The sequence below is a fragment of the Neisseria uirgultaei genome (assembly GCF_962719845.1).
GTDB classification, from domain to species: Bacteria; Pseudomonadota; Gammaproteobacteria; order Burkholderiales; family Neisseriaceae; genus Neisseria; species Neisseria bergeri.
In genome coordinates, this window is the sequence record NZ_CAUIYF010000011.1 from 12,276 (window position 1) to 31,038 (window position 18,763).

16 protein-coding genes and 1 pseudogene are annotated in these 18,763 nt (G+C 52.7%); 5 read left to right on the forward strand and 12 right to left on the reverse strand.

All coding sequences use genetic code 11. The annotated features are described in order from the left end of the window. Positions 1 to 81: 81 nt before the first annotated feature. The 3 genes from Q9J32_RS07550 to Q9J32_RS07560 form a co-directional block, all read right to left on the reverse strand. Complete coding sequence (locus tag Q9J32_RS07550; RefSeq protein ID WP_002258798.1) at positions 82 to 558, reverse strand: immunity protein RhsI2 family protein; 477 nt, start codon at positions 556 to 558, stop codon at positions 82 to 84. Further along, the gene (locus Q9J32_RS07555; protein ID WP_500048488.1) at positions 555 to 821 is read right to left on the reverse strand and encodes a hypothetical protein; all 267 of its coding nucleotides are present in this window, start codon (positions 819 to 821) and stop codon (positions 555 to 557) included. Before Q9J32_RS07555 ends, Q9J32_RS07550 begins: the two co-directional genes overlap by 4 nt. A 97-nt stretch (positions 822 to 918) precedes the next feature. After that, entirely contained in the window at positions 919 to 1,857 is a 939-nt protein-coding gene (locus tag Q9J32_RS07560) for an NUDIX hydrolase (protein WP_301885534.1), read from the reverse strand. Between the two features lie 353 nt (positions 1,858 to 2,210). Between Q9J32_RS07560 and nadA the strand changes: the two genes are divergently transcribed. Together nadA and nadB are read left to right on the forward strand one after the other, a co-directional pair. Further along, positions 2,211 to 3,323: a quinolinate synthase NadA gene (nadA, locus tag Q9J32_RS07565; RefSeq protein WP_301885660.1), complete on the forward strand. Its 1,113-nt coding sequence runs from the start codon at positions 2,211 to 2,213 to the stop codon at positions 3,321 to 3,323. A gap of 51 nt (positions 3,324 to 3,374) precedes the next feature. Continuing rightward, positions 3,375 to 4,883 (forward strand): L-aspartate oxidase, encoded by a 1,509-nt coding sequence (gene nadB, locus Q9J32_RS07570; RefSeq protein ID WP_301885535.1) that lies wholly within the window; start codon positions 3,375 to 3,377, stop codon positions 4,881 to 4,883. A 465-nt stretch (positions 4,884 to 5,348) separates the two neighbouring features. Here the strand turns inward: nadB and Q9J32_RS07575 are convergent, their stop codons facing one another. The 5 genes and pseudogenes from Q9J32_RS07575 to Q9J32_RS07595 form a co-directional block, all read right to left on the reverse strand. Further along, the gene (locus tag Q9J32_RS07575) at positions 5,349 to 5,657 is read right to left on the reverse strand and encodes a hypothetical protein (protein WP_301885536.1); all 309 of its coding nucleotides are present in this window, start codon (positions 5,655 to 5,657) and stop codon (positions 5,349 to 5,351) included. A gap of 259 nt (positions 5,658 to 5,916) precedes the next feature. Next, positions 5,917 to 6,594, reverse strand: coding sequence for a beta-phosphoglucomutase (gene pgmB / locus Q9J32_RS07580; RefSeq protein WP_301885537.1), 678 nt, complete (start codon positions 6,592 to 6,594; stop codon positions 5,917 to 5,919). Positions 6,595 to 6,606: 12 nt separating this feature from the next. After that, on the reverse strand, positions 6,607 to 8,865 hold the full coding sequence (locus Q9J32_RS07585; protein ID WP_301885538.1) for a glycoside hydrolase family 65 protein: 2,259 nt from the start codon (positions 8,863 to 8,865) through the stop codon (positions 6,607 to 6,609). 76 nt (positions 8,866 to 8,941) lie between these two features. Continuing rightward, a complete protein-coding gene (locus Q9J32_RS07590) occupies positions 8,942 to 10,294 on the reverse strand; it encodes an SLC45 family MFS transporter (RefSeq protein WP_301885539.1) in 1,353 nt (450 codons plus the stop codon). Positions 10,295 to 10,321: 27 nt separating this feature from the next. After that, positions 10,322 to 10,438 (reverse strand): annotated as a pseudogene (locus Q9J32_RS07595) (IS5/IS1182 family transposase); the annotation flags it as partial. Positions 10,439 to 10,633: 195 nt separating this feature from the next. On the opposite strand from Q9J32_RS07595, the gene ettA reads away from it, so the two are divergent. After that, the gene (gene ettA / locus Q9J32_RS07600) at positions 10,634 to 12,310 is read left to right on the forward strand and encodes an energy-dependent translational throttle protein EttA (protein ID WP_301885540.1); all 1,677 of its coding nucleotides are present in this window, start codon (positions 10,634 to 10,636) and stop codon (positions 12,308 to 12,310) included. A 59-nt stretch (positions 12,311 to 12,369) separates the two neighbouring features. On the opposite strand, the gene Q9J32_RS07605 is transcribed toward ettA, so the two are convergent. The 3 genes from Q9J32_RS07605 to Q9J32_RS07615 all read right to left on the reverse strand — a co-directional run bounded on the left by Q9J32_RS07605 (position 12,370) and on the right by Q9J32_RS07615 (position 14,864). Beyond that, positions 12,370 to 12,855: a phosphatidylglycerophosphatase A family protein gene (locus tag Q9J32_RS07605; protein WP_301885541.1), complete on the reverse strand. Its 486-nt coding sequence runs from the start codon at positions 12,853 to 12,855 to the stop codon at positions 12,370 to 12,372. Next, positions 12,848 to 13,804 (reverse strand): thiamine-phosphate kinase, encoded by a 957-nt coding sequence (gene thiL / locus Q9J32_RS07610; RefSeq protein WP_301885542.1) that lies wholly within the window; start codon positions 13,802 to 13,804, stop codon positions 12,848 to 12,850. Before thiL ends, Q9J32_RS07605 begins: the two co-directional genes overlap by 8 nt. A 364-nt stretch (positions 13,805 to 14,168) precedes the next feature. Continuing rightward, the gene (locus Q9J32_RS07615) at positions 14,169 to 14,864 is read right to left on the reverse strand and encodes an OmpA family protein (RefSeq protein WP_301885543.1); all 696 of its coding nucleotides are present in this window, start codon (positions 14,862 to 14,864) and stop codon (positions 14,169 to 14,171) included. A 363-nt stretch (positions 14,865 to 15,227) separates the two neighbouring features. Here Q9J32_RS07615 and Q9J32_RS07620 point away from each other — a divergent pair, with 363 nt between their 5' ends. Further along, the gene (locus tag Q9J32_RS07620) at positions 15,228 to 16,178 is read left to right on the forward strand and encodes a CysB family HTH-type transcriptional regulator (protein WP_301885544.1); all 951 of its coding nucleotides are present in this window, start codon (positions 15,228 to 15,230) and stop codon (positions 16,176 to 16,178) included. Positions 16,179 to 16,302: 124 nt separating this feature from the next. On the opposite strand, the gene fnr is transcribed toward Q9J32_RS07620, so the two are convergent. Continuing rightward, positions 16,303 to 17,037 (reverse strand): fumarate/nitrate reduction transcriptional regulator Fnr, encoded by a 735-nt coding sequence (gene fnr, locus Q9J32_RS07625; RefSeq protein ID WP_025456583.1) that lies wholly within the window; start codon positions 17,035 to 17,037, stop codon positions 16,303 to 16,305. A 134-nt stretch (positions 17,038 to 17,171) separates the two neighbouring features. Between fnr and hemN the strand changes: the two genes are divergently transcribed. Further along, the gene (gene hemN / locus Q9J32_RS07630) at positions 17,172 to 18,593 is read left to right on the forward strand and encodes an oxygen-independent coproporphyrinogen III oxidase (RefSeq protein WP_118792503.1); all 1,422 of its coding nucleotides are present in this window, start codon (positions 17,172 to 17,174) and stop codon (positions 18,591 to 18,593) included. Positions 18,594 to 18,763 lie beyond the last annotated feature (170 nt).

Here is an 18,763-nt window from a genome sequence, read left to right on the forward strand (position 1 = left end):
TTTTATAGTGGATTAACAAAAACCAGTACGGCGTTGCCTCGCCTTAGCTCAAAGAGAACAATTCTCTCCGGCGTCATCTGATTATTTTGAAATTGCCATTTCAATGACTTGCTCAACATAGTTGTTTTCCAAATCAATTACGTCTCCTTTTCTTTGATTTGATTTTTTTAGTTCATTATATGCATAAAAAATGACGATTTTCTTCCCTTCACAAAATAAATGTCTGTCGGATTTATTCATCATATACATACTTTCATTCCTTACGATGCCTTCACCATCTATAAAACTAAAACTATTCGGTATATTTCTTCGTTCCATTCCCGCTTCATATATTGACGATATCACTCCGGAAACGCTTCTGGTGATAATCTGTCCGGAATCAATATTACTCCACCATTCCTCTGATGCAAATAAGCCTTTGTCTTTTTTGATGCCAAAGATACTTTCGTCATTTAATGATAATAATCTTGTCTTTTCAATAAATTCTTTTTCTCTTTTCATGACTTTTTTAAAATCATAGATTAAATACATATCATCATCCAAAATCAAATAACTCATTTTACGTCTCCAATTTTTTCAAAATAAATAATCTGTTTCTCAAAAGTTTCTTTACCGCCAGCCCTACCCAGTCCTGTATTGACTACCCCTTTCCCTTTATTCACATATGGCTTCCCTTGACCTTCAAGTTTAAATTGTACTTGTGTTTTTTCAGTCCATCCCTTATTTGTGCGAGGTAAATCTGGAAAAAGTTTGCCTGTGGCTGAGTTGCCTGTGGTGCCAATCTTTTTTAAAACTTCCATAGTTCCTGGTAAGGTGTTCAAGCACCAAGTGAATCGGTTCCGTACTATCTGTACTGTCTGCGGCTTCGTCGCCTTGTCCTGATTTTTGTTAATCCACTATAGGTCGTCTGAAAACGGGCTAACGGCTGCCCAGCGGCAGTCCGATGTCCGAAATCAGCCTGTCGGGTAGGACGTCGTCGCGGAAGCGGTAAAGCTGCGCGGGACGGCCTTTGCTGCCCGATACGCCGGTATCCGACGGCTCGATGAGGTTTTGCTGCTGAATCTGGCGGCGGAAGTTTTGCTTGTGCAGCAATCTGCCGCTGATGGCTTCGACGCTGTTTTGCAGTTGCAGCAGCGTGAATTCGGGCGGCATCAGTTCGAAAATCACGGGGCGGTATTTGATTTTGGCGCGCAGGCGGGACAGGGCGGTCGCCAGTACGCGGCGGTGGTCGTGGCGCATGGGCCGCCCCGTGAGCGTGAAGTCGAAGTTTGCCTGCGGCTCGGCGGCTTCCGCTATCAGGCCGCTTTCATACAGCATTTCATAGCGTTGCAAAACGTATTCTTCCGACCAGTTTTCCGGTTCGACCCCCCAGCACAAGTGAATGCGCTTGAGCCGCTTTTGGCGCACTTCCTCCGTATCCGCCGAGTTTGCCCAAATGCGCAGGCGGCTGACGATGGCGTCGCGCTGCCCGCCATCGGTGTGCAAGTCTTCCCACGGGAAATAGCCGTAGCAGTCCTGCCATTTCGCATCCGGATGCAGGATGCTGTCGGCTGCCTCGCGCACCAGCCCCAGATAGCTGACGTACAAGACAGGCATGCCTTGCTCGTTGCGGCGGTGGGTATCAACAAAGGTGTAAAGCTGTTCCACATAGCCCATGGGCTGCGAAGTTTGCTTGGCGACCCACAGCTTTACGCCTGCCTGCAGGGAATTGCGCAGGGGGGAGAGCGGGCCGTTGGGCAGGAGCGTGCCTTGGGCGACGGTCAATACCCGCAGGCCGCCGTCGGTAACGGCAATCAATACGGGAACCAGCTCGACGATGCTTTGCGGCGGGGCTTCGGCTTCGGGGTAGGCGTCCATACTCGGCTTTCTGCGGGTGGGAAAGGCTTTATTGTATAGTGAATTAACAAAAATCAGGACAAGGCGACGAAGCCGCAGACAGTACAGATAGTACGGAACCGATTCACTTGGTGCTTGAGCACCTTAGAGAATCGTTCTCTTTGAGCTAAGGCGAGGCAACGCCGTACTGGTTTAAATTTAATCCACTATAAACCAAAGCGGCTTGTCGGAACAAGCAGGTCGGTTTTGCGGTATCGCAAACCTGTTTTCAGACGACCTTGCATATTATACTCAAGTTGAGCATAATATAAAACAGTTTAAAAAACAGGCGGCAAACCTTTATGCCGTCTGAAAACCAGCCACAAGGAAACATCATGCAAACCGCCGCCCGCCGCTCGTTCGATTACGATATGCCCCTCATCCAAACACCGACTTCCGCCTGCCAAATCCGTCAGGCGTGGGCGAAGGTTGCCGACACGCCCGACCGCGAGACGGCAGGTCGTCTGAAAGACGAAATCAAGGTCTTGCTGAAGGAGACAAACGCGGTCTTGGTGGCGCATTATTACGTCGATCCGCTGATTCAGGATTTGGCTTTAGAAACGGGCGGATGCGTGGGCGATTCGCTGGAAATGGCGCGCTTCGGTGCGGAACACGAAGCCGGTACGCTGGTGGTGGCGGGCGTGCGTTTCATGGGCGAGAGCGCGAAAATCCTCTGCCCTGAAAAAACGGTGCTGATGCCTGATTTGGAGGCGGAATGTTCTTTGGATTTGGGTTGTCCCGAAGAAGCGTTTTCGGCGTTTTGCGACCAACACCCCGACCGCACGGTGGTGGTGTACGCCAACACTTCCGCCGCCGTGAAAGCGCGTGCCGACTGGGTGGTAACGTCTTCGGTGGCGTTGGAAATCGTGTCGTATCTGAAATCGCGCGGCGAGAAGCTGATTTGGGGACCCGACCGCCATCTCGGCGACTACATCCGCCGCGAAACGGGCGCGGATATGCTGTTGTGGCAGGGTTCGTGCATCGTCCACAACGAATTTAAAGGGCAGGAGCTGGCGGCGTTGAAAGCGGAACACCCCGACGCGGTGGTGCTGGTTCATCCAGAATCGCCGCAAAGCGTCATCGAACTGGGCGACGTGGTCGGCTCGACCAGCAAGCTGCTGAAAGCCGCCGTATCGCGCCCTGAAAAAAAATTCATCGTAGCGACCGATTTGGGCATCCTGCACGAAATGCAAAAGCAGGCGCCCGACAAAGAATTTATCGCCGCACCGACGGCGGGCAACGGCGGAAGCTGCAAAAGCTGCGCGTTCTGTCCGTGGATGGCGATGAATTCACTGGGCGGCATCAAATACGCCCTGACAAGCGGAAACAACGAAATTCTGTTGGACAAGAAGCTGGGCGAAGCCGCCAAACTGCCTTTGCAACGTATGCTCGACTTCGCGGCAGGGCTCAAACGCGGGGATGTGTTCAACGGTATGGGACCCGCCTGATTTGCCGTCAATATTGCCGTTTCAGACGACCTCTCAAACAAGGACAACACCATGCAAACCGATTGCGACGTATTGATTGCCGGAAACGGGCTGGCGGCACTGACGCTCGCCCTGTCGCTGCCTGAATCGTTCCGCATCGTCATTTTGTGCAAAAACCGGCTGGACGACACCGCCAGCCGTCATGCGCAAGGCGGGATTGCGGCGGCGTGGTCGGGAGAGGACGACATCGAAAAACACGTTGCCGATACCTTGGAAGCGGGCGCAGGTTTGTGCAACGAAGCCGCCGTCCGCACCATCCTGTCGCAGGGCAAACCGGCAATCGAATGGCTGCTGGCGCAGGGCGTGGCGTTCGACCAAAATAATAACGGTCTGCACCTGACACGCGAAGGCGGGCACACCTGCCGCCGAATCGCCCACGTCGCCGACCACACGGGCGAAGCCGTCATGCAGAGCCTGATTGCCCAAATACGCCGCCGCCCGAACATCCGCGTTTGCGAGCGGCAGATGGCGTTGGACATTCAAACCGAATCAGGCGCGGCGTGCGGACTGACCGTCCTCGACTGCCGAACGCAAGAAACCCACCGCATCCGCGCCCGCCATACCGTACTCGCCGGTGGCGGCTTGGGGCAGATTTACGCCGCCACCACCACGCCGCCCGAATGCACGGGCGACGCCATCGCCATGGCGATACGCGCAGGCTGCGCAGTCGGAAACCTCGAATTTATCCAATTCCACCCCACAGGCTTGGCAAGGCCGTCTGAAAACGGACGCACCTTCCTGATTTCCGAAGCCGTGCGCGGCGAAGGCGGCATTCTGACCAACCAATCGGGCGAACGGTTTATGCCGCATTATGACCGCCGCGCCGAACTCGCGCCGCGCGACATCGTTGCCCGCGCCATCGCCGCCGAAACCGCCAAACAAACGCAAGACTTCGTCTCGCTCGACATCAGCCGCCAGCCCGCAGCGTTCATCCGTCAGCATTTCCCATCCATCCATCGGCACTGCCTGTCCCAATGCGGTTTGGACATTACGCGCCAAGCCATCCCCGTCCGCCCCGTGCAACACTACACCTGCGGCGGCATCCAAACCGACCCCGGCGGCAGAACCTCCCTGCCGCAGCTCTACGCCTTAGGCGAAACCGCCTGCACCGGGCTGCACGGAGCCAACCGCCTCGCCAGCAACTCCCTGCTCGAATGCGTCGTTACCGCCAGGCTTGCCGCCCAAACCATCGCGGACGGACAAGCGTTCCAAACCGCACCGCCCCAAAGGCCGTCTGAAAGCCCCTCCGCCGAAACAGGCATCTTTTCAGACGGCATCCAAAGTGCATTCAGCCGCCCCGCCCTGCAAGCGTTCAACCAACGCCATCTCGGCATCCTCCGCAACGATACCGGCCTGCGCCGCGCCATCGCCCAGCTGCGGCTTTGGAAGCAAAACCAAACCGAACCGCACACCGCGTCCGAATACGAAAACCGCAACCTACTCGAATGCAGCCTCGCCGTCGCCCAAGCCGCATACAGGCGGAGACAGAACATCGGCGCGCATTTTAATAGTGATTGTTAAGGTTGACTGGTTAGAAAAAAAATCGTTCAAATAAATTTGAATAGCATGGTTGAGAAATTGGCATTCAGTTTTTATGGTTGCGTAAGTTGGGTTATCAATCTGTTCTATAGTGGATTAACAAAAATCAGGACAAGGCGACGAAGCCGCAGACAGTACAAACAGTACGGAACCGATTCACACCGACAGTAAAAAGAAAAGCCAGCGCGGACGTGTGAAAGTGGTAAACAATGGCGATAGCTATGTGGATAACCTGTATTCGGACAGTGATTACTCGGATGACGTGATGCAGACTATCTTCAAGGATGGCAAGTTATTGGTGGAAGACAATTTCCAAACACTGCGTGAACGTGCGGTTGAGGATATTCGAGAACACTGATTGATTTGGTGTGAAAAAGGAGACCTACACTGGGTCTCCTTTTAAATTGAAATGAAAGCAAAAAACCGCCTTTAACAGGCGGTTTAAAATTAGTGTCTAAATAATCTGCCAGTCTCTCTGATACGTTGGCGCATCAGATTGTTTTTCATTGGCGAAAAAAAGTAAGGCTCACCGTTCGGTTGATAACCACTTGCTACTGTTTGTTCAGATACACAACCGACACCTCTTGTGCAGTAGACCCATTTTCCATCTTGGCGGGTTACATAATTGTTTGCCCTGTCACTCCACAAGTGGAACTCTTTGTATTGTGGTTCTGCTTGTCTTGGATGATTGGATTTGGCAAAGACAGGAGATGCAGCCAACACACAAACAGCAAGAACGAAAACTTTCTTCAACATGATTTTCTCCAAAATTCATTTCCAATGCGATTATTATACCTAGTTTTTCATGCTATGCACGATTTTGTTAAAATGTCAAATCATTGTTGGTCGGTGAGTGTTGTTTTTTGGTGCTTCAGCACCTTAGAGAATCGTTCTCTTTGAGCTAAGGCGAGGCAACGCTGTACTGGTTTTTGTTAATTCACTATAAAAGCAGAAAGGCCGTCTGAAACACTGTTCAGACGACCTTTTTACTTCCTTGACACTTTACTGACGCGTTTTACCTGCCCGACTGTTTCCACACGTTTTGCAGGTAGGCGTAGGTCAGCTCGGCAGTGTCGGACACCAGCGCGATGTCGCTGCCCAAGTCTTCGGCTTTGCCCACGCCGATGGGTAAGGCGCCGGCAGCTTTGATGGCGGCGACTCCGGCAGCGGCGTCTTCAATGCCGATGCAGCGGCGGATGTCCGCGTCCGCGTCCGCGCCCACGCCCTCGGCGGCGGCGAGGAAGATGTCGGGGGCTGGTTTGGAATGCGCGACGGCGGCAGGGTCGGCGACGGTGTCGAAGAAGTGGGTCAGCCCCATGCGTTCCAGCAGGAACGGGCCGTTTTTACTGGCGGACGCAAGGGCGATTTTTTTGCCGTTTGCCCTCAATGCTTCCAGCAGCGGCAAAATGCCGGGGTACACGTCTTCGGGTTTGACTGCCTGAATCATCTCCAAGTAGTTGTCGTTTTTGCGGCGGGTCAGTTCGGCGAACTCGGCTTCGCCGACGGTTTTGCCGCCGTGCGTGAGGATGCGTTTGAGCGAATCGTCGCGCGACACGCCTTTGAGCTGCTCGTTAAACTTGCGGTCGATGCTGATGCCCAATTCTTCGGCAAGCTTTTTCCATGCGCGGTAGTGGTATTCGGCGGTATCGGTAATCACACCGTCGAGATCGAAGAGCACTGCGGTGAAAGTCATTTTGCGCCCCCCTTATTTTTCCAACGTGACGGTATGGCTGCCGTTGAGCGTGATGTCTTTGCCGTACACCTGCAATTCGAGCGGTTCGCCTTTGAGCAGGGTGAAGACGACGTTTTCTTTGCCGACGGCGACTTTAATCAGACGGCCTCGGTAGTTGATGTGGAAGGCGTAGCCTGTCCACGCACTCGGCAGGAACGGTGCGAAGCTGAGTTTGCCGCCCCAAGTTTTCATTTGGGCGAAACCTTGGACGATGGCGAGCCACGAGCCGGTCATGGAGGTGATGTGCAGGCCGTCTTCGGTGTCGTTGTTGTAGTTGTCCAAGTCCAGGCGGGCGGTGCGCTGGTACATCTCCACGGCTTTTTCTTCTTTGCCCAGTTCGGCGGCAAGGATGGCGTGGATACACGGCGACAGCGAGCTTTCATGCACGGTCATCGGTTCGTAGAAGTCGAAGTTGCGGCGTTTTTCGTCGATATTGAAACGGTCGCCGAAGAAATAGATGCCTTGCAATACGTCCGCCTGTTTGATGAATGGCGAACGCAGGATTTTGTCCCACGACCATTTCTGGTTGAGCGGCAAATCGTCGGGCGAAAGTGCGGACACGGGGCGGATGTCTTTGTCGAGGAAGCCGTCGTGCTGCACGAATACGCCGAGTTCTTCGTCATGCGGACGGTACATATTCGCACTGATGTCCGCCCATTTTTCCAGCTCGGCGGCACTCACGTTCAAATCCGGACGCGGGTATTTCGCCAAGGCTTCGCGGGTGTAGTCCAATACCCATGCGGCGAGGGTGTTGGTGTACCAGTTGTTGTTGATGTTGTTTTCGTATTCGTTCGGACCGGTTACGCCGTGAATCATGTATTTGCCGTTGCGTTTGGAGAAGTGAACGCGGTCCGCCCAGAAGCGGGACACTTCGACCAAGACTTCCAAGCCTTCTTTGGCAAGATAGCTTTCGTCGCCGGTGTAGTTGGTGTAGTTGTAGATGGCGTAAGGAATCGCGCCGTTGCGGTGGATTTCCTCGAAGGTGATTTCCCATTCGTTGTGGCACTCGATGCCCGTAAACGTTACCATCGGATAGAGTGCGCCCGCCAAGCCCTGTTCGCGCGCGTTGTGTTGCGCCTGCGGCAGTTGGTTGCGGCGGTATTGCAGCAGGTTGCGGGTAACTTCGGGTTCCGCCAGTGCAAGGTAGAGCGGCACGGCGTAGGCTTCGGTGTCCCAATAGGTCGCGCCGCCGTATTTTTCGCCGGTAAAGCCTTTAGGACCGATGTTCAGGCGTGCGTCTTCGCCGTAGTAGGTGGAGAACAGTTGGAACAGGTTGAAACGGATGCCCTGCTGCGCTTCGTCGCTGCCTTCGATGACCACGTCGGCGATTTCCCAACGGTGCAGCCAGCCTGCTTTGTGCGCCTCCAGCAAGGTTTCAAACGCAACGCCTGCGATTTTTTCCGACAAGGCGCGGCCTGCGGCTTTCACAGCTTCCAAGCCCTGATAATCGCGGCTGGTGGTAACAATCACGCGTTTTTCAAAGGTTTCGGGCGTACTGCCGACTTCGGCTTGGAAAGAATTGGAGACCTGCCAGTCGGTTTGGCTGCCACCGAGGGCTTTGAAGCTGCCGGCGAAGGTTTGCTCGGCGTTGACGATGAATTGCTCTACGCCGAAGGGATTGGCGACGGTTTGGGTGGCAATGTAGGAGAGGTCGTCTGAAACGCCTTTGTCCAATACCTGCCAGAATTTTTCTTCGTAGTTGGAATCTTCGTTTTTCACATCGGCGTCGATGATGGAATCAATGCGGACTTGGTGGGTTTTGCCGTCAACGGACACAGCTTCCCAGCGGATAACCGCCAGCTCTTTTTGCGCGACGGACAGGAATTTGCACACATCGAAACGCACGCCGAATACGGTGAACGAGCGGCGCAACACGCCGTGCTGCATATCGAGTTCGACGGAGAAGTCGGCAACGTCGTTTTTCGCTAAGTCCATTTCTTGACCATCGACAAAGATTTTGACTTTGCTGAAATTGAGCGCATTGATGGCTTTACCGAAATATTTAGGATAGCCGTTTTTCCACCAGCCGACGCGGGTTTTGTCGGGGAACCACACGCCGGCGATGTAGGTACCCAAGTGACTGTCGGCGGAGTAGGTTTCTTCAAAGTTGCCGCGCATGCCCATATAGCCGTTGCCCAAGCTGGTCAGGCTCTCTTGCAGTCGTTTGTGTTCTTTTTCCAGTTTTGCCGAACGCAGCGTCCAAGGGCTGACTTCCATGATTCTCGTGTACATTTATGAAGCTCCTGTTATTAAAATTGTCAGATCGGCAAAGGTTTCAGACGGCCTTTGCCGATGGTGTTGAAACGGATTATTCGCCGTGGGTCTCTTTAATCAGGCATACTGAGAAAGCCCCCATCAGCAAGACTGCGCCGGCAACCAAGAACATGGTTGCCTGATGGCTGCCCAGCATAGGGAAGAGGACGAAACTCAGCAGCGAAGCGACGATTTGAGGCATACAGATAGAGCCGTTGAACAGACCCAAATAAGTACCCATGTGTTTGCCTGAGAGGGCATTGGTCACAATCGTCAGCGGATAGGTAATGATGCCTGCCCACGCAATGCCGATTAAGGTATAAGACAACACCAGCGCGTATTGGTTGCCGATGAAGAAAACGGAAAAAAAGCCGAGCGCGCCCAAAGCCAAACAGCCGAAATAACCCGCCTTATGGTATTTATTCGGCACTTTCGCCAATACAAACGAACAAATCACCGCCGCAACCGACTGCACCGCCGCCAAAACGCCGTACCAGTTGCCTGCTTCCTGATAGCCTACGGAAGAAGCATCGGTTGTCTGCCAAACGTTTTCCGCAATCGCGCCTGCCGAGTAAGTCCACATATATTGGAAAGCGAACCAGCAGAAAAACTGTACCAGAGTAACCGTCCAAAACGCCTTAGGCGCGGTTTTCAAGAGTTCGATCCAGTTGGTCTTCTCCTGATTCGCCGCCACGTCGATGCCATGGTAGCGGGCGTAGGTTTCTGGATCGTATTCTTTGACTTTGAAGATTGTGAACGCACTGGTAATAATCAGTAACGCCGCGCCCACATAGAATGCTACGACCACGGTTTGTGGCACAACGCCTTTCTCGGCGGTGTTCGCCAAACCGATATACGCAAACACAAACGGCAGAATCGCCGCCACGACCGCGCCCGTATTCGCTAAGAAACTTTGAATCCCGTAGGCGTAGCTTTTCTGCTCCTCGTTGACCATGTCGCCGACCATCATCTTAAACGGCTGCATCGCCATATTCGACGACACGTCCAACAGCGCAATCATCAGCGCGCCGAACGACAAAGCCGCCAGCGACGCATAACCGAAACCGAAGCTGCCCGAGTTCGGCATCAAAATCATCACGATGACCGCAATCAGCGTGCCGTAAAGCAGATACGGCAGGCGGCGGCCGCCCAAGCGCGGCTTCCAAGTGCGGTCTGAGTAGTAGCCTACAATCGGCTGAACCAGCATGCCGGCCAGCGGCGGCAGGATGAAAAACCAGCCCAAATTGTGCGGGTCTGCGCCGAGCGTTTGAAAAATGCGGCTCATCTGCGAGCTTTGCAGGGTAAAGGCCGTCTGAACGCCGAGATAGCCGAAGCTCAACATCCAAATCGTGCTTTTTGCCAGCGCGGGCAAACCTTGTTTTGCTGTTTGAGGCGTATATTCCGACATAAGGTAAATCCTTTTTCGATTTGAAAAGTATAGTGGATTAAATTTAAACCAGTACGGCGTTGTCTCGCCTTGCCGTACTATCTGTACTGTCTGCGGCTTCGTCGCCTTGTCCTGATTTAAATTTAATCCACTATATTTGCTTTGGAAAATCCGAAATGGTTACCGGTGCGGCAACCCTCTATCATTATTATTTTTTTTGTTTGTCTAATTTCAAAGAGATAGGCGGATTTTATGAATCCTGCCCGATTTTGGCAATATCGGTTCGCGGATAAACTGGCTTAAATCAAATTATCGGTTAAAATGGCCGTCTGAAATTTGTTTGACCGAATCGAGAAAACTATGTCCCAACAATACGTCTATTCTATGCTGCGCGTGAGCAAGGTTGTGCCGCCGCAGAAAACCATCATTAAAGATATTTCCCTTTCATTCTTCCCCGGCGCGAAAATCGGCCTGCTCGGTTTGAACGGCGCGGGCAAGTCCACCGTTTTGCGGATTATGGCGGGCGTGGATAAGGAATTTGAGGGCGAAGCCGTGCCAATGGGCGGCATCAAAATCGGCTATCTGCCGCAAGAGCCGGAGCTTGATCCTGAAAAAACCGTGCGCGAGGAAGTGGAAAGCGGTTTGGGCGAAGTGGCGGCGGCGCAGAAACGTTTGGAAGAAGTGTATGCCGAGTACGCCAATCCCGATGCGGATTTTGACGCATTGGCGGAAGAACAGGGCCGTTTGGAAGCGATTATTGCGGCCGGTTCGTCCACGGGCGGCGGTGCGGAACACGAATTGGAAATCGCTGCCGATGCGCTGCGCCTGCCTGATTGGGATACCAAAATCGGCAATCTGTCCGGCGGTGAAAAACGCCGCGTCGCCTTGTGCAAACTCTTGTTGAACAAGCCAGACATGCTGCTGCTGGACGAGCCGACCAACCACTTGGATGCGGAATCGGTGGAATGGCTGGAGCAATTTTTGGTACGCTTCCCCGGCACAGTCGTTGCCGTAACACACGACCGCTACTTCCTCGACAACGCCGCCGAATGGATTTTGGAGCTCGATCGCGGCCACGGTATTCCTTGGAAAGGCAATTACTCGTCTTGGCTGGAGCAGAAAGAAAAACGCTTAGAAAACGAGGCAAAATCCGAAGCAGCGCGCGTGAAGGCGATGAAGCAGGAATTGGAATGGGTGCGCCAAAATGCCAAAGGCCGCCAAGCCAAGTCCAAGGCGCGTCTGGCGCGTTTTGAAGAAATGAGCAACTACGAATACCAAAAACGCAATGAAACGCAGGAAATCTTCATTCCCGTTGCCGAGCGTTTGGGTAACGAAGTGATTGAATTTGTGAATGTTTCCAAATCGTTCGGCGATAAAGTGCTGATTGACGATTTGAGCTTCAAAGTGCCTGCGGGCGCGATTGTCGGCATCATTGGCCCGAACGGCGCGGGTAAATCGACGCTGTTTAAAATGATTGCGGGCAAAGAGCAGCCTGATTCGGGCGAAGTGAAAATCGGGCAAACCGTGAAAATGAGCTTGATCGACCAAAGCCGCGAAGGTTTGCAAAACGACAAAACCGTGTTCGACAACATTGCCGAAGGCCGCGACATTTTGCAGGTCGGGCAGTTTGAAATTCCCGCCCGCCAATATTTGGGTCGTTTCAACTTCAAAGGCAGCGATCAAAGCAAAATCGCGGGGCAGCTCTCCGGCGGCGAACGCGGACGTTTGCACTTGGCGAAAACCTTATTGAGCGGCGGCAATGTGTTGCTGCTGGACGAACCGTCCAACGATCTCGACGTGGAAACCCTGCGCGCGCTGGAAGACGCATTGTTGGAATTTGCAGGCAGCGTGATGGTGATTTCGCACGACCGCTGGTTCCTCGACCGCATCGCCACGCATATCTTGGCGTGTGAAGGCAACTCCAAATGGGTGTTCTTCGACGGCAACTATCAGGAATACGAAGCCGATAAGAAACGCCGACTCGGCGAAGAAGGCGCGAAACCGAAACGCATCAAATACAAACCGGTAACGCGTTAACCTCCGAAACAATGCCGTCTGAAAGGCTTTCAGACGGCATTTTTACAAGGCAGCCCCGTTTAAAACAGCATCGCAATCTGCAAGACAATCAACGTCATTATCGCCGCAGCCATGTCGTCCGCCATAATACCCAGCCCACCATGCAGATTTTTATCAAACCAGCCGACCGGAGGCGGTTTGAGCACGTCAAACAGACGGAATAGGACAAACGCCGCCAGCCACCACGTCCACTTGAACGGAACGAAAGCCAGTACAAACAGCATGGCGACGATTTCATCCCACACAATGCCGCCGTGGTCGGATACGCCGCTTTCCTTTTCCGCACACGCGCAAATGCGTATGCCCCACATAAACAGCACGATACACAAAAAAGCCAGCAGCAGCCCGTCTATGCCGAGCAAAATCAGCACAAACGCCAAAGGCAATGCCGCCAAAGTGCCGAATGTGCCCGGCGCGAACGGAGCCAGCCCGCTGCCGAAACCGAATGCCAAAAAACACAAGGGACGCTGCCGCAGCCACGCCCAATCAGGTTTAAAATCAGCCAAAATGATCGAATCCTAAAGAATGTAGTTCCAATTCCCTGCCGTCGGCATCTAAAACCTTCAGACGGCATCCTCCGTTGATTTTGCCGATGCGCGTTACCGGTACGCCGCACTGTTCCGCCGCATCAAGCACACGGCTGCGGCAACTTTCCGGCGCGGTAAAAACCAACTCGTAATCGTCGCCGCCCGCCAAAGTATAAGACAGCCATTGCACTCGGGGCAAAATATCTTTCAATACGGATAAAGACGGCAGCGAATCGGCCCAAATTTCCGCCCCCTTGCCAGAAGCGGCTAGGATATGCCCCAAATCTTGCGCGAGGCCGTCTGAAACATCCTGCGCCGACCGGGCAAACGGCAACAGCGCAAGCCCCAGCCCAACCCTTGGCTCGGGGCGGAGCAGCTTTTGTTCGCATTCGGCAAACACATCATCCGGCAACACACACCGTTTCAGACGGCAGTTCAAAGCCGCCGCCGCCATACCGATACGCCCCGACACCCAAATATCGTCGCCCGCAACCGCCGCATCACGCCGTAACGCCCTACCCTTCGGCAATTCGCCGATAATGGTTACATTGAACGCCATATCGCCCTTGGTCGTATCCCCGCCGATTAAGGTGATGCCAAACTTTTTTGCCAAACCGAAAAAGCTGCCGCAAAACCGTTTCAGCCATACCTCATCCAATTCGGGCAACGCCGCGCTCAGCAGCACCCAACGCGGTATCGCGCCCATCGCCGCCATATCTGAAATATTGACGGTCAAAACCTTCCAAGCCAAGTCTTCAGGTTTGACATCTGCAAAAAAATGTCTGTCCCTCAGCAGCATATCCGCACTGAAACACAAATCAAAATCCTCACGTGGGCGGACAATCGCCGCATCGTCGCCTATACCCAATACGACATCCTTATCCGTGCCTGTTTGCAAATACCGTTTGATGAAGTCGAATTCTTTCATGTCGCAAAATATCCGAACGCACCGCCATGTTGATTTTTATTGATCTGCTGTATTTTACGCAGTACCGCACATAAAACGCAGCACCGCGTACAGCACTGATTTGAGAGAGTTTGTTCCCTCACAAACAAATCCAAATTCTATCGCCTTCAAAACCGGAGTTTCAAGCACCAGGAAGATTTTGATGAAGCATAAACCCTACCCCATATTCTGACAATAACCGTTTCCGCAAGCATCCTAAAAACAAACCCCGCAAAAGCGGGGTTTGTTTTGTTTCATCAGAACCGATTAAAGTTTGATACGTAAACCTCTTCTCTTGTACAGAAGAGAAATCCAACCCTACCCATCGGCAAGATGCTTTTAAAGCTTATTGTTGGGTGTGAACATGAGCCGGCGCGACCTGACGGGTTACGATGCTGCGGATTTTCACATCAACACGGCGGTCAGGTTCGATACATGCAATCAGAGCCTCACGTTTTTTGGCTTTAGAGGCTTTTGCACCCAGTTTGGCAACTTCAGCTTCACAAACTTGAGTCATTTGCGCTTGAGACTCGCCCAAACCAGCGGCAGAAGTTTTGGAAGCAGGTACACCGTTGCTGACCAAGTAGTTTGCCACTACGTTGGCGCGACGCTCGGACAGGGCCTGGTTGTATTTTTCAGAACCCATGAAGTCGGTATGACCTTCAACACGTACGGATTGTACGTTGGTTTGACCCAGGCGTTGGGCCAATACTTTCAGGTTGTCTTGGGCTTCGGCACGCAGTACGTCTTTGTCGAAACCGAACAGGGTTTTGGCAGACAGAGAAACGGTTTCGTCAACATATTGCGGAGCCTGCTCTACAACAGCAACAGGAGCCGGTTCAACTGCATCGCCACACTCTACGCGACCTTGGGTTGCTTTGTCGAAGTAGGTGTTTTTCCAGCATTCGCCGTAGTTGTTGCGTACGACTTCTTGTGATTGGCCGCTCACGGTATAACCGTGGATATGAGCTTCGCTCGCCATAGCAGTGCCGGAAGCGAGCAATGCAACGAATAATGCGCTTAATTTCAGCTGTTTGGTCATTTTATTCCCTCATTAAATTTGTACAGCAGATACAGGAGCAACTGCTGAATTGCCAACATACAGGCCGCTGTAGAAACATGGCGGCAAATCGGATATTTCAGTCTCCACTATAAAGAAGCAGGGGGCGGACTGTCAATACTCAACGCCTGAAAACAACCGTAAAACAGCCTGTTTCCTGATAGTATATCATGCCGAAAAATCAATTCCGTGTCATTACTTTAGGGGGATTTTTTCCATATCGCACGATTGCCGTTGCACAAAAACAACAAACACAACGGCAAAGCCCCATACCGTACCTGCAAGAAAATATGATAAATTATAAACAATGTTCAGCCACCCGACACAGACCGACACCGACCCGCCATGAAATTACAACAATTAAAATACGCTTTGGAAGTTTACCGGCACAACCTGAACGTTTCCGAAGCAGCCGAAGCCTTGTTTACCTCGCAACCCGGTATTTCCAAACAAATCAAATTATTGGAAGAAGAAATCGGCATTCAGATTTTTATCCGCAGCGGAAAGCGCGTGGTTTCGGTCTCGCAGCCGGGCAAGGTGGTTTTGGATATTGCGGAACGTATTTTGCGCGATGTTCAGAACATTAAAAATATCGGCAGCGAGTTTACCGGACAGGACAGCGGTTCGCTGACGGTAGCCACAACGCATACTCAGGCACGCTATGCCCTGCCCTTGATTGTTGCCGATTTCGTGAAACGCTACCCGAAAGTCAATCTGACCATCAAACAGGGAAGCCCTGCCGCCATCGCACGTATGGTTACCTCAGGTGAGGCGGATTTGGCGATTGTTACGGAACGGATAGACGACCACCCCGAATTGGGAAGACTTTCCTGCTACGACTGGACACACGCGGTGATTGTGCCGAACGACCATCCGCTGCTCGAATGCAGGAATCCCCTCCGCATTGAAGATTTGGCGAGGTTTCCGCTGATTACTTATGAATTTGCATTCAATGCGGGCAGCAGCATCGCGCGGGCATTCTCCAAAGCCCGTTTGGAACGGCCGGATGTCGCATTGGCGGCGGCGGATACGGATGTATTGAAGACTTATGTGCGCTTGGGTTTGGGCGTGGGACTGATGGCGAAAATGGCGTACAACCCGGATACGGACGGCGATTTGCAGCTTGTGGATGCGGCACACCTGTTCGAGCCGTCGCCGACGTGGATTGCTTTGCGCAACGATACTTATTTGCGCGGATATGCGTATGACTTTATCCAATCGTTTGCACCGCACCTAACCCGTGAAAAGGTGGACAAAATCCTGTACACACCCGTCAGCGAAGATTTCTCTATTTAGTGTTTTCCCTTCAGACGGCATTTTGTCTGTAAAACAAAGACAGGATATTTGCTTTCCCATACTATCTGAAATTATGGGAAGAACAAATATCCTGCCTATATGCATTATCCCGGACGACAATGGCTCAAATGGCGTGCGAGCAGCCGGACACCATCTTCTTCAGCACTTGCAGATTGAGAATCTTGATGTGCTTGTGTTCGACGGAAATCAATCCTTCCTGATGAAACTTGGACAATGTGCGGCTGACGGTTTCGAGTTTCAGCCCGAGATAGCTGCCGATTTCTTCGCGGGACATTCTTAAGATGAAGTCGTTGGCGGCGAAACCGCGCGAGTAGAGCCTTTGGGAAAGGTTCAGCAGGAAGGCGGCAATCCGCTCTTCGGCGCGCATATTGCCCAACAGCAGCATAACACCTTGATCGCGCACGATTTCACGACTCATCATGCGGAAAAAGTGGGTACGCAGGCTGGGAATGTTCTGCCCCAGTTCTTCGATGTGGGTAAACGGCAGCTCGCATACCTCGCTGTCTTCCAAGGCGACCGCATCGCAACTGTGCACATGGGAACAGATGCCGTCCATGCCGATGAGTTCGCCCGACATAAAGAAACCCGTTACCTGATCGCGGCCGTCCTGACTGGCGACGGTTGTTTTGAAGAAGCCCGAACGGATGGCAAAGAGCGAGGTAAAGGCTTCGCCGGCACGGAACAGGTATTCGCCTTTTTTCAGGCGGCGACTTTGGCGGATAACGGCATCGAGTTGGCTGAACTCGTTGGGCAGCAATCCGACAGGCAGACAAAGTTCCCGCAAAGAACAGGAAGAACACAAGGTTTTCATCTGATGTGTAGTATTATGCGAAGCCATACCGTACCTTTTCGTGTGTTTTGCCCCATCCCGATTATGTGCTTGTTGACACATATCAAGACAGGTTTATCATACTGTGGCATTCTACCAAACTATCCAAAATTTGACTAACATCATAAAACCGCACACACACCATGAAAATTATTCAGATACAGAACAATCACAATGTAAACGATGACCGCCCCGAGTTTGACCGCGAACTGATTGCCAGCCTGCCCGCCAGCGGCCCGCGCTACACTTCCTACCCTACCGCCGACCGTTTCCACGACGGTTTCCGCGAAGGCGAATATATCAAAGCTTTACATTTGCGCGGTATGGGCGCGTTAAACAAACCGCTTTCCCTTTACATTCACATTCCGTTCTGCAACACCATCTGCTACTACTGCGGCTGCAACAAAATCATCACCAAAGACAAAAGCCGCGCCGATGCCTACATCGAATATCTTGAAAAAGAAATGGAACTGCTCGCCCCGCATCTGAACGGACGGCACCAGCTTGCCCAACTGCACTTCGGCGGCGGCACGCCGACCTTTTTGAGCGACGAACAGATCGAACGCGTCTTCCGTATGATACGCAAACATTTCGAACTGATACCGTCCGGCGAATACTCCATCGAAATCGACCCGCGCAAAGTCAGCCGCGACACCGTCCTCATGCTCGGCAGGCTCGGCTTCAACCGCATGAGCGTCGGCATTCAGGATTTCGACCCCAAAGTGCAGGCGGCGGTCAACCGTATCCAAAGCTACGAAGAAACCAAAGAAGTCATCGATGCCGCCCGTGAGGCAGGGTTCAAATCCGTCAGCGTCGATTTGATTTACGGTCTGCCGCACCAGACTTCGGAAAGCATCAAAACCACCATAGACACGGTTTTGTCGCTCGATCCCGACCGCCTCGCCCTTTATCACTACGCCCACCTGCCACATGTTTTCAAACCGCAACGCCGCATCGATACCGCCGCCGTCCCCGACAGCGAAGAGAAGCTCGATATGCTGCAATACTGCGTCCAAACCCTGACAGAGCGCGGTTACGTCTTCATCGGCATGGACCATTTCGCCAAACCTGACGACGAACTCTCCATCGCCCTCAAAGAAGGCTTCCTCCAGCGCAACTTCCAAGGCTATTCGACCTACGCGGATTGCGATTTGGTCGCCATCGGTGTGTCGTCCATCGGTAAAATCGGCAACACCTACTCCCAAAACGAACGAGACATCGATGCCTACTATGCCGCCATCGACGAAGGCAGACTGCCCATCATGCGCGGCTACCAGCTGAATCAGGACGACATCCTGCGCCGCAGCATCATTCAGGATTTGATGTGCCGCTTCGCGCTCGACTACCGTGTTTACGAAGACATATTCGGTATCCCGTTCGACCGTTACTTCAAAGACGAACTGGCGGATTTGGAAAAACTCGCCGGTTTGGGATTGGTGCGCCTGAACAGCCACGGGCTGACCGTTACCCCGAAAGGACGCTTCCTCATCCGCAACATCGCCATGGTCTTCGATTACCACCTGCGCCATAAAGAAACCAGGGCGAAATATTCGCAAACGGTGTGATTGCGGCTAACGTACAAATGCCGTCTGAAAGGCTTTTTCAGACGGCATTTTGCTGCCGGCAGGATAAGTGTTTTCAAGAACAGGCGGCGGCATATCATAACGTTCCGCACCTTTGTATCCGACCGTTCCGAAACCGAGATATAGCGGATTAACAAAAATCAGGACAAGGC